Origin of the sequence: gamma proteobacterium SS-5 (assembly GCA_009497875.2) — a bacterium.
GTDB lineage: Bacteria > Pseudomonadota > Gammaproteobacteria > Chromatiales > Chromatiaceae > Magnetovirga > Magnetovirga frankeli.
Map to the genome: position 1 here is coordinate 2,428,207 of CP032508.2, position 14,158 is coordinate 2,442,364.

The following is a 14,158-nucleotide window of genomic DNA, read 5'->3' on the forward strand; positions in this document are numbered from 1 at the left end:
TCTGCGTCCCGATGTTTTCAACATTTTGTTTGGCATTTCAGTGGTAAGAAACAAAATGCTGTTTTCAGGTTTCTACAAGCAGGCTGCCAGTGTACATCACTTGGGCCTGACTCGGGCCGTGGCGGTGGCATTGAAGGGGTCATCCGGCCAGTAGTGCTTGGGGTAACGGCCCTTGAGCTCCTTTTTTACCTCGGGGTAGGTGTTGCGCCAGAACCCGGCCAGGTCCTGGGTGACCTGGATCGGTCGTTGCGCCGGTGAGAGCAGGTGCAGGGTCACCGCCACCTGGCCGTTGCACAGTCTCGGGGTCTGCAGCAGGCCGAACAGCTCCTGCAGGCGCACCGCCAGCACCGGCGCGGTCCCCGGTTGATACGCCAGGCGCTTGCGGCTGCCGCTGGGCAGGCTCAGATGGCTCGGCGCCAGCTGTTCCAGCTGCTGCTGGCGCGACCAGTCCAGCCGCGCCAGCAGGATCGCGCAGAGGTCCAGCTTCTGCAGCTGATCCAGCCGGTGCAGTCCGTCCAGCCAGGGACCGAGCCAGGACTCCAGCCCAGCCAACAGGCCGCTGTCGGAGCAATCCGGCCAGCCGGCCTGGGGCTGCCAGTGGCGCAGGAACTCCAGCCGGGCGCGCAGCTGAAGCGCCGCCTCGCTCCAGGGCAGCAACGTCAGACCCCGGTCGCGGATGGCCTGCAGCAGGGCCTGGCGCAGGGTCTCGGGATCCGGCTTGGTCAGGGGCCGCTGCGCCAGCACCAGATTGGCGTAGCAGAGCTGGCGCTGGGCCTGCACCCGGTTCTGCGCCCAGCTGACCTGCTCGCGCCAGCTGAGCCGATCCGCCAGCACCTGCTCGATCAGCGGCAGATCCAGGGCCATGGCGGTGAATATTCGTCCGTCAGACTGGCTGTGGCCTTGGCCGGCATCCAGCTCGGTGATGATGAGATAAGGGCTGCCCCAAAGGCCATCGCCCTCTGGTAGGCGTGCGGCACCGGCAAAGGCCAGGCGATAGCGCCCTGCCCCGCCAAGTTCACCCGTGCGCTGGGCCAGGCGGTCGGGATAGGCCGCCAGCAACAGTGCGGCGGTATCGACCTCGCTGGCTGCGGCCTTGCCGTGCAGCCGAGAGCGCAACTGCCGCGCCAGCCGTTCTACCTGCTGGCAGGCAGCGCGATCCAGCCCATCCGCCGCCCTACCTGAGCGCCAGTCCTGCAACAACCGCAGGCGCTGGCGCAGGTCCGCTGGTCGTCCGCCTGGAGAAGATGCACTGCGGAGAATATCGCGCTCGCTGAGCAGGGCCGCCAGGTCCGCCGCCAGATCAGGCGCGCCCTGTTCTTCGCCAGACAAGAGCAGGCAGCCCAGGCGCGGATGCAGGCCAAGGCCGCTGACCCGCTCGCCCTTGGGGGTGATGCGTCCGGCCTCATTCAGCAAACCCAGCCGCTGCAGCAGGCAGCGCGCCTGGGCCAGAGCACCGGCTGGCGGTGGGTCGAGCCAGCGCAGCTCCTTCATCGCCGACAGGCCCCAGCGCGCCACCTCCAGCAGCAGCGGGGCGAGATCGGCCTGGCCGATCTCCGCCGGGGTACTGGGCGGGCGCTGGCGCTGGCTGGCCTCGGTCCACAGCCGATAGCAGAAACCCGGCCCCAGCCGCCCGGCGCGGCCCGCACGCTGATCCGCCGAGGCCTGGGAACAGGGCAGCGTAACCAGCCGACTGAGGCCGCTGTTGGCATCAAAGCGGGGCAGCCGGCTCAGGCCCAGATCGACCACGCAGCTGATGCCCTCGATGGTCAGGCTGGTCTCCGCCACGCTGGTGGCCAGGACGATGCGGCGGCGGCCCTGGGGGTCGGGGTTGAGCGCCTGATCCTGCTGTTCACGGCTGAGATCGGCGTACAGTGGCCAGATTTTGATCTCCGCCTGGCCGGTCTGGTCCAGCCGCTCGCGCAGGCTCTCGGCCAGGCGGCGAATCTCGCCGGTTCCCGGCAGGAACACCAGGATATCGCCAGACTGCTCCGCCAGGGCCTTGAGCACGCCGTTGAGCGCCTGCCCCTGGGGCGGCAGCTGGCTGTCCCGCGGCTGATACTGAATCTGCACCGGATAGCTGCGCCCCTCGCCCAGCAGCACCGGCGCGTTGTCGAGAAAGGCCGCCAGCCGCTCGGTCTCCAGAGTGGCGGACATGATCAGCAGACGCAGGTCCTCACGCAGGGCCGAGGCGGCATCCAGCGCCAGCGCCAGGGCCAGGTCGCCCTGCAGGTTGCGCTCGTGGAATTCATCGAAGATCAGCAGACCGACGCCCCTAAGCTCGGGGTCCTGCTGCAGGCGGCGGGTGAGAATGCCCTCGGTGAGTACCTCGATGCGGGTGCGCGGCGAGACCTGGCTGTCGTGACGGATGCGGTAGCCGACGGTCTCGCCCAGAGGCTCGCCGAGCAGATCGGCCATGCGCCGCGCCGCCAAGCGCGCCGCCAGCCGGCGCGGCTCCAGCATCAAAATAGTGCGCCCCGCTAGCCAGGGCTGATCCAGCAGCGCCAGGGGCACCAGGGTGGTCTTGCCCGAGCCGGTGGGGGCACTGAGCAGGGCACGGCTATGCTGCGCCAGACAGGTCTGGAGCCGGGGCAGGAGGGAATGGATGGGCAGCCTTGGCCCCTTACTCTGAAACAACATTGGGGTTCGTCTCATATGCTGGAAGCTCCGAGTGCTGGCTCGGCGGTAAAACGGGATAGGGGCAGCCCTGCCTAGCGGCAACCCCAAGGGCATGGCTGATCGCGCAGCAAGCGGCCCTCCCACCATGCCGTCCGGGCCGACCTACTCGACTGGCTGAGCTTTTTGGCTAATCAGGGAAGTTTTTGCCCGATTCCCGGTTCGGAACTGGGGCATGACCCTTGCCAAGATTGTTTCACAACAAGCAAAAACGGAAAACGGCGAATCAACCCCCTGCCCTCCATCCTCCGTCTTCTGTCCCCTGTCCTCTGTCTCGGTCTGCGGTTAAACTGCCCTTTCACAACAAAACCACTTGAGAGCCACCTGAGAGGAATACCCCATGAAATTCGAGACCCTGGCCCTGCACGCCGGTTACCGGCCCGAGCCCAGCACCAAGGCGGTGGCCGTACCCATCTACCAGACCACATCCTATGCCTTTGACAACACCCAGCACGGTGCCGACCTGTTCGACCTCAAGGTAGAGGGCAACATCTACAGCCGCATGATGAACCCCACCAACGCCGTGCTGGAGGCGCGGGTGGCGGCCCTGGAGGGCGGCGTGGGCGGCCTGGCGGTGGCCAGCGGCATGGCCGCCATCACCTACGCGGTGCAAACCCTGACCGAGGCCGGTGACAACATCGTCAGCACCAGCCGTCTGTACGGCGGTACCTATAACCTGTTCGCCCACACCCTGCCGCGCTTTGGCATCGAGGTGCGCTTTGCCCCCCATGATGACATCGAGGCCCTGTGCGACTTGATCGACGAGCGCACCAAGCTGGTGTTCTGTGAATCCATCGGCAACCCGGCCGGTAACCTGGTGGACCTGCAACCCCTGGCCGAGGCGGTCCACGCCAGGGGCGTACCCCTGGTGGTGGACAACACCGTGCCCAGCCCCTACCTGTGCCGCCCCTTCGAGCACGGCGCGGATATCGTCATCCACTCCCTGACCAAGTACATGGGCGGCCACGGCACCACACTGGGCGGCATCCTGGTGGATTCGGGCCGGTTTGACTGGAACGCCCAGCCGGAGCGCTTTGCCCTGCTCACCCGGCCCGACCCCTCCTACCACGGCGTGACCTACACCCAGAGCTTTGGCGCCGCCGCCTTCCTCGCCCGCGCCCGGGTGGTGCCGTTGCGCAACATGGGCGCGGCCCTATCCGCCATGGCCGCCTTTCAGCTGCTGCAGGGCATAGAGACCCTGTCGCTGCGCATGGACCGCCACTGCGAGAACGCCCAGCGCGTGGCCGAGCATCTGCGCGACCACCCCCAGGTGCGCTGGGTGAACTACGCCGGTCTGCCACAGAGCCCGGACCATGGCCTGGCGCAGAAATACTTCGGCGGCCGCGCCTCGGGCATCCTCAGCTTCGGCATTGAGGGCGGGCGCGAGGCCGGTGCCCGCTTCATCGACGCCCTGCAGCTGATCCTGCGGCTGGTGAATATCGGCGATGCCAAGTCCCTCGCCTGTCACCCGGCCACCACCACCCACCGCCAGCTGAACGAAGAGGAACTGCGCTCGGCCGGGGTCACCAGCGACATGGTGCGCCTGTCCATCGGCCTGGAACATGCCGACGACATCATCGCCGACATCGAGCAGGCCCTGGCGGCATCGGCCTGAGCCCGGATAGGCAGCTGACCTTAGGAAACAAATGATGAGCACAACCCTGGAGCTGGCCATGGACCTCATCGGTCGCGCATCCCTGACCCCGGAGGATGCCGGTTGCCAGCCGTTGCTGATGCAGCGCCTGCAAAGAGTGGGATTTCACAGCGAACCGCTGAGGTTTGGCCAGGTGGATAACCTCTGGGCCCGCCGTGGCCAGCAGGCCCCGCTGTTCTGCTTTGCCGGGCATACCGATGTGGTGCCCAGCGGGCCGCTGGAGGCCTGGCACAGCGACCCCTTTCGGCCGGAGATCCGCGACGGAATGCTCTATGGCCGGGGCGCGGCGGACATGAAAGGCTCCCTGGCGGCGATGATCACCGCCACCGAGCGTTTTGTCGCCGAGCAGCCGGGGCATCGCGGCTCCATCGCCTATCTGATCACCAGCGATGAGGAAGGCCCGGCCAAGGACGGCACGGCGCGGGTGGTGGAGACCCTGCAGGCGCGTGGCGAGAAGATCGACTGGTGTCTGGTGGGCGAACCCTCGTCCAGGGCCCGGCTGGGGGATACGGTGAAGAACGGCCGACGTGGCTCCCTCAACGGTTTTCTGACCATCCGGGGCAAACAGGGCCATGTGGCCTATCCCCATCTGGCAAACAATCCGCTCCACGCCTTTGCCCCGGCCCTGGCCGAGCTGGTGGCGCAGCGGTGGGATCAGGGCAACGCCTTCTTTCCACCCACCAGTTTTCAGATCGCCAATCTCAATGTCGGCACCGGCGCGGAGAACGTCATCCCCGGCGAACTCAAGGCCCAGTTCAACCTCCGCTTCTCCACCGAGCTGAGCGCAGACCAGATCAAGCAGCGCGTCTGCGCCATCCTCGATCGCCATGACCTGGATTACGCGCTGGACTGGCGTCTGTCCGGCCTGCCCTTTCTCACCCCGGCCGGTGAACTGGTGGCGGCGGCCAAGGCCGCCGTCAGTGAGGTAATGGGTACCGAGCCCGAGCTGTCCACCTCCGGCGGCACCTCGGATGGCCGCTTCATCGCCCCCACCGGTGCCCAGGTGCTGGAGCTGGGACCGCTCAACGCCAGCATCCACCAGGCCAACGAGTGCGTGGGGGCGGCGGATCTGGAGCAGTTGAGCGAGATCTACTACCGCATCCTGCTCAGGCTGCTGGGCTGCTAGGGGTCTGTCGGGTTCGGCTGCCTGCGGGCACAAAAAAAGGCGGCCAAGCCGCCTTTTTTGTACCCGGAAAGGAAGGTCAGGCCTTCCATTTATCCAGGTTGTCCAGGGTCTTTTCCTCCCCGTCTGCATAACCGGCCTCGTAGGCCTCAGTCACGCGCTGTTCTTCGCGCTGCGGGTTTTGCAGATAGCCTGCCTGCCAGCCTTGGATGTATTCATCATCGACACCCATCTGTTCCATTTTGGTAACGGCATCGTAGTAGGTCTGATCCATATCAGGTCTCCAGATTTATTCTTAAAAGAAGGTTTAACCAAAATAGCCCAGCGTGGATTGGGAGGAGTCCCGCCGTTTCACGACGCTTGGCGCTTTCTTATCCACCCCTGAGGGATACCCCATGAGGGCTAACGGGCCAATCGGGCTCGTAATAAATGAACGGCATTAGAATAACCGGAATTACTAATCTGCGCCAGCGAAAACTTGACCAAGCAGCCCGGAAACCAATCCCTGCCTTTCATGGGGGTTGAACTTTAGCCCGCTGGAGGCCAATCTTCAACCTGGAAACAGCATTTAGCCACAGATCCGCAGGGCACATAGAGTAAAATCAAGGGATTGAAGGGTAAACCTTCAATGCCTTCTGGGTAGGCGAACCAAAGACCCAAGGCCCTGACTCCAGACCTCGCCCTACTGCCCTGTACTGGAGTCGTCTGTATCTCCATGGCTTAACTGCCGATTCAGGTTCAACGGTTTCTCACCCCTGACTTCAACCAGAGGCTCGCCATGCGCCCACGCGACCTACTCCGCATCCTCGATTGCGAATTCCGCAGCACCGAACAGGGCCACCACACCCCCGTGATGCTCTGGGGTCCGCCCGGCGTGGGCAAATCCCAGATGGTTGCCGAGGTGGCTGCACGCCACGGCTGCCCGGTGATCGACATCCGCCTGTCGCAGATGGAGCCCTCGGACCTGCGTGGCATCCCCTTTCGCGTTGGCGAACACGTCGAATGGGCGATCCCCGCCATGCTCCCCGATGCCCAGCGCCATGCCGAGCGCGGCATCCTGTTTCTCGATGAGATCACCTCGGCACCGCCGAGCGTCTCCGCCGCCGCCTATCAACTGATCCTGGACCGCCGCCTGGGTGCCTATCAGGTGCCGCCGGGCTGGGCCATCTTCGCCGCCGGCAACCGCCAGGGCGATCGCGGCGTCACCTACACCATGCCCGCGCCTTTAGCTAACCGCTTCTCCCACTTCGAGGTGGAAACCCACCTGGATGACTGGGTCAGCTGGGCCTATGCCAACGGCATCGACGAGGGCATCATCGCCTTCCTGCGCTTTCGCCCGGAACTGCTGTTCGATTTCGACCCGGACCACAACCCGGTGGCCTTCCCCTCACCGCGCTCCTGGGAATTTGCCCATCGCGCGGTGCAGAAATTCCATGGCCAGGGGGCGCTGTTCCAAGGCGCGCTGCAGGCCTGCGTCGGCCCCGCTGCGGGGATCGAGGTACATGCCTTCATCAACAATCTGGATCGCATGCCCGACCTGGACGCCATCCTCCGCGGCGAGGACACCCCGGTGCCCAGCGAGATCGACCTGCAGTACGCCGTCGCCGCCGCCCTGGTGGGCCGCGCCATCCGCGCCCGCGACAGCGCCGAGGCGGCGCAGATCTACGGCCATATCCTCGACTACGCCCGCCGTTTTCCGCTGAAGGAAATGGGGGTGATGCTGGTCTCAGACATGCACCGCGCCATCGGCCAGCCGCTATTCGAAGTCCCCCAATTCGCCACCTGGGCCAACACCGTGGCCGAGGTGATGTTGTATTGACCCTTCAGGACGCAGAGAACGCAAAGAAGCGCAAAGCTCGCAGAGGTTGATGATGATTGGCGATTTTATCTACCCTTCGGCCAAGCTCTATGAGGTCGAAACCCACTCCCTGCATTTTCGACCGGACCAGGGAAGACTGTTTAACTCTCTGCGCTCTCCGCGCTTCTTTGCGAGCTCTGCGTCCGCTTTATGAACGACCCCATTGAAACCAAGCTGGCTGCGGCGCGTACCAAGCTGATTCTGGACAAGCCGTTTCTCGGTGCGCTGGTGCTGCGCTTGCCGCTGAAGGCGGCCAAGCCGGACTGGTGTCCGACCACCGCCACTGATGCCCGTCACTTTTACTACAACCCCGAATACATCGGCGCCCTGGGCATTTCCGAGACCCAGTTTATCCTCGCCCATGAGGCCCTGCACTGCGCCCTGTCGCACTTTACCCGCCGCGGCCATCGCCTGCAGCACCGCTGGGACCTGGCCTGCGATCTGGCGATCAACCCACTGCTACTGGACGATGGCCTGAAGCCGCCGCCCAACGCCATCTTCCTCGATGAATACCGCGACATGACCGCCGAGGAGATCTACCCCCTGCTCGACGAGCAGGACGACGAGATGGACACCCTAGACCAGCACCTCTACGACCCGGACAACCGCGAGGGCAGCCAGAAGCAAAACCGGCCACCACCCAAGTCTGACCAGGGTGAGAAAAGCCAGGGTGAACGTCCGGAGCGACCCGACCGGCAGGAGAACGACAGCTCGGGCAGCGGCCAGGCCGAACCGGATCGCGGCCAGGATGCAGGCCAGGATGAAACCAGCGACGGTGCAGGTGATAATGGTGGCGATAACGGTGCCGAGCCACCGCCGCCCCTGAGCCAACAGGAGCGCGACACCCTGCAGGTGCAGTGGCAACAGCGGCTGGCCGGTGCCGCCCAGCAGGCCCTGCAGGCGGGCAAACTCGGCGGCAAGCTGGCGCGCCTGATCGACCACCTGCTGCAGCCGCAACTGCCCTGGCGCAACCTGCTCGCCCACCACATCAGCAACCGCGCCCGCGACGACTTCAGCTACATGCGCCCCTCCCGCCGCGAGGGCAGCGCCATCCTCCCCAGTCTGCGTAGCGGCCAGATCGACCTGGTGGTGGCGGTGGACACCAGCGGCTCGGTCAAGGATGGCGAGATCGAGCGCTTTCTCGCCGAGATCCAGGCGATCAAGGGCCAGATTCGCGCCCGCATCTGCCTGCTCGCCTGTGATGCCGAGCTGGCCAAGGGCGCTCCCTGGATCTACGAGCCCTGGGAGGAATTCCGCCGCCCCCCCGAGGTCAAAGGCGGCGGCGGCACCGACTTCCGCCCGGTATTTCACTGGATCGACCGGCACCTGCCCAACCCCGAGCTGCTGGTCTATTTCACCGATGCCAAGGGCAGCTTCCCGGACAAGGCCCCCAGTTATCCGGTACTCTGGCTGATCAAGGGCAAAGAGAAGGTGCCATGGGGACAGCGTATTCAGCTAAATTGAACACACCCAGCGAAGCCAAAACCCAAAAGGACGCAGAGGACGCCAAGAAGCGCGGAGATCGCAGAGTTGAAAAAGAAATAGTCTGAGAAAAAGAGCAAACTTTGCATTCTCTGCGTCGAAAAATTTTCGACATTTTGTACAAAACTCTGGCAATAAACTAGTGATGACTATGTGGCACAACCTCGGCCCCCGTCTGCTGCTGAGCCTCCTGCTCCTGCTGCCGCAACCGGCCCTGAGCCTGGATCTGCGCCTGCCGGATATCGGCGACCCGGCTGATTCGGTCATGTCCCCCACCGCCGAAGGGCGGCTGGGGCGGGCCTTCATCAACAGCCTGCGCCAGCGCGAGCGCTTCATCGAACAGCCGGTGTTCAACGACTACATCAGTCAACTGGGCAAGAAGCTGGCGGCGCAGAGCGGGGCCTCGCCGGCGGATTTTCACTTTTATCTGATCGAGAGCGACGCAGTGAACGCCTTTGCCGGGCCGGATGGCCACATCGGCGTGTTCACCGGCCTGGTACTGACCACGGCCTCGGAGGACGAACTGGCCTCGGTACTGGCCCATGAAATCGCCCATGTCACCCAGAAACACCTGTTTCGCACCTTCCACCGCGCCCAGCAGATGAGCACCCCCGCCGCCGTGGCCCTGCTCGCCGCCGTGCTGATTGGCGTGGCCGGCGGCAGCGCCGATTTTGGCCGGGCGGCGATTACCGGCATCCAGGCCGGCATGTTGCAGGACCAGATCAACTACACCCGGCAGAACGAAGAAGAGGCCGACCGGGTCGGCATCGACCTGCTCGCCCAGGCCCAGTTCGACCCCCGCGCCATGCCCGCCTTCTTTGCCAAGATGGCCAAGGCCAATCAGGCCTACTCCACCCAGTTGCCCGAATTTCTGCGTACCCATCCGGTTACCCGCAACCGCATCGCCGATGCCCAGGGACGGGCCGAGCACTACCCCTACAAACAACGCAGCGAATCCATCCGCTACCACCTGCTGCGGGCCTGGCTCAAGGCGCGCAGCTTCAACCGGCCGAGCAAGGCGGTGGAGCACTTTGCCTCCACCCTGAAGACCGGCCGTTACCGCAACCGCGAGGCGGAGGAGTACGGCCATGCCCTGGCCCTGCTGCAAGCACGCGAGCCCGCCCGGGCCGCCGATATCCTGCAGCCCCTGTTGGCCGGGCGTGGTGACAGCATCGAATACCGCCTGGCCCTGGCCGAGGCCCAGCTCAAGCAGGGCCGTGGCAGCGCCGCCCTGGGGCTGATCAATAGCGGCCTGCACCGGCGGCCGCAGAACAGGCCGCTGCTGCAGGCCAAGGTCGATCTGCTGGAACAATCCCAGCAACACCGCCAGGCCGCCGACCTGCTGCGACAGCTTACCCAGCAGCACCCAGCCGATGCCGACCTGTTCCAGCGCCTGTCCCAGGCCGAGGCACGGCTGGGCAACAGCGCCGCCGCCCACAGCCAGATGGCCGAGCACTATTACCTCAAGGGAGAGCTGAAACTGGCCATCCACCAGCTTGAGCTGGCCTTGCGTCAGCGCCCAAGCGACTTTGCTGCGGCCAAGATGGCCGCGCGATTGAAACAAATCAAACAGGAACAGTCCGAGCTGAAACGGCAGAAAAAACGCTAGGCACTGGAAATGTCAAGTAAAACGGCATATCAGGCATTTCTAACATACTAATAAATAAAGCAATTAGTCTTTGCCTTGGGCGTTTGATGCAGTATCCTAGCTGCACCTGGCACCGATCCCGTGGGGATCGGACTGCCTGAGAAAAAAACCACCCTGAGGAGGATGATCATGCGCCCAGCGCATGCATAACATAAACTGCCCCGCCCAAGCGTGGGGCGGCTGAAGCCAGGACAACAGCCAAAGTCAACCGCAGATACCGATGCGCTCTCGGTGACCTGCTTGAGCATCATTATCATGATTAAACCCATGACTCAAATCCCATCTGGAGAAACAAGCATGAGCACAAACCTGAAACGCCGCGTTCTACTCAAGGGCAGCCTGGCTGCCGGTGCCCTGGGGGCCGCCGCAGGCGCTGGCCTGCTGGCCCCGCAGGCGGTTCTCGCCGCCTGGAACGCCGACGCCTTCAAGGCCAAGAACCAAGCCGATGCCATGAACGCCATGTTCGGCTCGGACGCCACCGAGGCCAGCGATGCCATCAATGTAAACGCCCCTGAGATTGCCGAAAACGGTGCCGTAGTACCGATCAAGATAGAAACCAGCCTCAAGGCCGAGAGCATCAGCATTGTTGCCCCCAACAACCCGGCCCCCATGACCAGCTCCTTCGTCATGGGCCAGGGTGCCGAGAGCTTTGCCTCCACCCGTATCAAGATGGGCAAGACCGGTGATGTCATCGCCGTGGTCAAGGCCGACGGCAAGCTGTACAGCGCCAAGAAGACGGTCAAGGTCACCGTTGGCGGCTGTGGCGGTTAAGCCCGGCCCTCGCCCCATCATCCGACGCATACAAGAGGAAATTTTCCATGGCTAACAGCATGAAGATCCGCGCCAAGTCCAAAAACGGCGTAGCCAACATCAAGGTACTCATCACCCACCCGATGGAAGGCGGTGGACGTAAGGACAGCAAGACCGGTGAACCCATCCCGGCCCACTTCATCCAGGAAGTGGTGTTCGATATCAATGGCAGCACCGCCATGACCGCCAACCTCAGCGGTGGCGTCTCCAAGAACCCCTACCTCAACGTCAAGGCAGCCGCTAACCCAGGCGACAAGCTCAAGGTGAGCTGGGTGGACAACAAGGGTGAAAGCGACAGCATTGAGGCCGATATAAAATAGGCGTGACTGCTGGCCCCCTCTCCCTGCAAAGGGAGAGGGGTTTTTTGTTGGTCGCTCGCTTCGATTGGTACAGGAAGCGGGATATCAGCAACTAGGAGCCTGTCGGGTTTAGGTGCCCGTAGCGAGCAAGGTGGGAGAGCGAGAACAAATTTTCACGATTTTGAGGCGCATAATGGACCTACGCAACGAAAAATCGGGGCCAATGTTTAAAACGATTCTGGGCCGTTCTTCCCACCGGCGCAGTAGGAGCATCCTAAATCCGACAGGCTCCTAGCCTCACCTCTCCCTAATCCAATGTCATCAACTTAGCGAGAAAACGCTGGCTAAGCGAGGCCGAAGCCTGCCGCCGCTCGCTTCGACTTCGCTCAGCGAGCGGCCTCAGCAGCCAGCGAATATCTTAAGTTGACGCCATTGCCCCCAAATCCCGGCTCATGGCAGGGCAGCACTTCGCTCAAGCAGCGGACATGATCCAATCTGGTCCTGTATATTAGTCTATTATTATGTTGTAACTATCTGATTATATTGGCTATTGATTCGCTAAATTGCAGACAAACTGATTGACATAGATCAACCCGATGGATACCTTCTCTCCCACTGGCTTGCCAACGACCTCTCGGCCCTGCTTGCGCCCAGGCGTATCTGTAACAAGGACGACTGGCCGTTGTCCACTCCATGACCTCTGTCGGTTCCGGCGCTTGTCGAACCTGGCAGTACTCAGACCGCGACTGACCCACTCACCCCTTGCCCAGCAAGGACAGTCGGCTTAATTGGCCTGAGTCTTCGGCGGCAGATAATTAGAAACCATCCTTTCCCACCAGGAGAAACCTCAGATGATACGAAAACTCTTCCCTGTCATCCCGCTAACACTGGCGTTGACCGCCACCTCGACCGCGCTCAGCGCCGATGACCCCAGCGAGGTGCTGCGTGAGCTGATTGACAAGACCAGTGCCCCCTATCTGATGCAGAGCGAACAGAACATCATGATGATGGAGGACAGCCCGGCCCTGTGGACCATAGAAGAGGGTGAGGCCCTGTACCGTTTTCCACGGGGCAACAACCTGGTCTCCCTGGAGACCTGCGACTTTGGCAAGGGGCCGGGTGTACTTGAGGGTGCCTATGTGGAACTGCCCCGCTACTTTGAAGATACCGGCAAGGTCATGGACCTGGAGACCCGTCTGGTGCACTGCATGAAGACCTTGCAGGGCTTTACCGATAAAGACAAGGAAATCAAAAAACGCCATGGCTCGAAAAGCGACCACATGAAATTGCAGACCTACATCGCCTCCAAATCCAACGGCATGCCCTGGAATCCGCCGCTGGACCACCCACTGGAGAAGGCCATGCGTGACGCCGGTGAGGTCATGTTCTACCGCCGCGCCGGCTCCCACGACTTCAACTGCGCCACCTGCCATGGTGAAAACTCCAAGCGCATCCGCGCCTCCGTCTTGCCCGATATCCACACCCCCGAGGAGTGGACCAAGGCCATCTCCTGGCCCGCCTTCCGCGTCGGCCATGACAACGTCCGCAGCTCCCAGCACCGCGCCCGTGGCTGTTACTGGCAGATGCGTCAGGCCGGTCTGGTGGCGGGCTCCGATGCCTCCATCGCCATCCTTTCCTTCTGGACCGATGCGGCCCGCGGCCAGCCGGCCATCATCCCCGACATGAAGCGCTGATTGCGGACACTACAGGAGAAAATCACGATGAAAAACCTATTAAACCCCATGGCGTCTGCCGCCCTCGCCGCCCTCTTGCTCATGGTCGGACCGCTCCATGCCGACAACACGGGCCAGCTGGACTACACCCAGATGACGCCGGAGGCGCTGGCCGAATACCTCATCTTCGAAGCCAAGGGCTTCAAGCTGGACATGGATGTGCAGGAAGGCGGCAAGGCCAAACAACGCATGGTGCAAGACGAGCTGCAGAAGGTCTGCACCCAGACCCACAACAAGCCAAGCCCAGAGCAGGCCGGCAAGATCCTCGCCGAGGCCCGCGCCTCGATCAAATACCCGGAGGGCGGCATCAAGCTGGGTGACTGGCGCAAGGGCCGTGAACTGGCCTGGTCCGGCTACGGTTTCCGCATTGGTCACAAGATCGACGACCACAGCAAGCGGGAACCCGGCGGTAACTGCTACAACTGTCACCAACTGGCCACTGACCGGGTTGGCGGCACCCTTGCCCCCAGCCTCACCAACTACGGTAAGACCCGGGGAAACAGCGAACAGACCCTGAGATTCGTCTATGACATGATCTACAACCCCCATGCCTACTTCCCCTGTACCCGGATGCCGCGCATGGGTGCCAAGGGCCTGCTCAGCAATGAGCAGATCAGCCACCTCATGGCCTACCTGCTGGACCCGGAATCGCCGGTCAACCATTAAGCCTTCAGCGGCCAGCGGCCAGCCTCCAGCAGTCAGCTGGCAGCTGGCCACCGATGGCTAAAGTTGGCCCCAGGCACCCTATAGACCCGATGGAGGAGGTAGAGCGAAGCCTGGAGCCAGAGCAGACGACTCCAGGGCCACCGACGATCCAGTCATCGGTTTGGCATGACCTACCTCCTCCGTCCATGTGGTCATCTGTGGCCAAATGCTCT

Annotated in this window: 11 protein-coding genes; 9 read left to right on the top strand and 2 right to left on the bottom strand. The window is 63.1% G+C overall.

From position 1 onward, the window contains the following. Positions 1-96 precede the first annotated feature (96 nt). The gene (hrpB, locus tag D5125_16285; GenBank protein QFY90888.1) at positions 97-2,637 is read right to left on the bottom strand and encodes an ATP-dependent helicase HrpB; all 2,541 of its coding nucleotides are present in this window, start codon (positions 2,635-2,637) and stop codon (positions 97-99) included. A 376-nt stretch (positions 2,638-3,013) separates the two neighbouring features. On the opposite strand from hrpB, the gene D5125_16290 reads away from it, so the two are divergent. Further along, positions 3,014-4,288: a bifunctional O-acetylhomoserine aminocarboxypropyltransferase/cysteine synthase gene (locus tag D5125_16290; protein ID QFY90889.1), complete on the top strand. Its 1,275-nt coding sequence runs from the start codon at positions 3,014-3,016 to the stop codon at positions 4,286-4,288. A gap of 34 nt (positions 4,289-4,322) precedes the next feature. Continuing rightward, entirely contained in the window at positions 4,323-5,453 is a 1,131-nt protein-coding gene (dapE, locus tag D5125_16295; GenBank protein ID QFY90890.1) for a succinyl-diaminopimelate desuccinylase, read from the top strand. Between the two features lie 76 nt (positions 5,454-5,529). Here the strand turns inward: dapE and D5125_16300 are convergent, their stop codons facing one another. Next, the gene (locus D5125_16300; protein ID QFY90891.1) at positions 5,530-5,724 is read right to left on the bottom strand and encodes a hypothetical protein; all 195 of its coding nucleotides are present in this window, start codon (positions 5,722-5,724) and stop codon (positions 5,530-5,532) included. A gap of 504 nt (positions 5,725-6,228) precedes the next feature. Here D5125_16300 and D5125_16305 point away from each other — a divergent pair. From D5125_16305 to soxX, 7 genes are all read left to right on the top strand, one after another. Next, a complete protein-coding gene (locus D5125_16305; GenBank protein ID QFY90892.1) occupies positions 6,229-7,269 on the top strand; it encodes an AAA family ATPase in 1,041 nt (346 codons plus the stop codon). A gap of 189 nt (positions 7,270-7,458) precedes the next feature. Further along, complete coding sequence (locus tag D5125_16310) at positions 7,459-8,772, top strand: hypothetical protein (GenBank protein ID QFY90893.1); 1,314 nt, start codon at positions 7,459-7,461, stop codon at positions 8,770-8,772. A gap of 163 nt (positions 8,773-8,935) precedes the next feature. Continuing rightward, positions 8,936-10,399: a M48 family metallopeptidase gene (locus tag D5125_16315; protein ID QFY90894.1), complete on the top strand. Its 1,464-nt coding sequence runs from the start codon at positions 8,936-8,938 to the stop codon at positions 10,397-10,399. A gap of 336 nt (positions 10,400-10,735) precedes the next feature. Next, on the top strand, positions 10,736-11,209 hold the full coding sequence (gene soxY, locus D5125_16320) for a thiosulfate oxidation carrier protein SoxY (GenBank protein ID QFY90895.1): 474 nt from the start codon (positions 10,736-10,738) through the stop codon (positions 11,207-11,209). A gap of 47 nt (positions 11,210-11,256) precedes the next feature. After that, the gene (soxZ, locus tag D5125_16325) at positions 11,257-11,568 is read left to right on the top strand and encodes a thiosulfate oxidation carrier complex protein SoxZ (protein ID QFY90896.1); all 312 of its coding nucleotides are present in this window, start codon (positions 11,257-11,259) and stop codon (positions 11,566-11,568) included. Between the two features lie 830 nt (positions 11,569-12,398). Continuing rightward, complete coding sequence (soxA, locus tag D5125_16330) at positions 12,399-13,241, top strand: sulfur oxidation c-type cytochrome SoxA (GenBank protein QFY90897.1); 843 nt, start codon at positions 12,399-12,401, stop codon at positions 13,239-13,241. A gap of 27 nt (positions 13,242-13,268) precedes the next feature. Continuing rightward, on the top strand, positions 13,269-13,946 hold the full coding sequence (soxX, locus tag D5125_16335) for a sulfur oxidation c-type cytochrome SoxX (protein QFY90898.1): 678 nt from the start codon (positions 13,269-13,271) through the stop codon (positions 13,944-13,946). Positions 13,947-14,158: the final 212 nt, after the last annotated feature.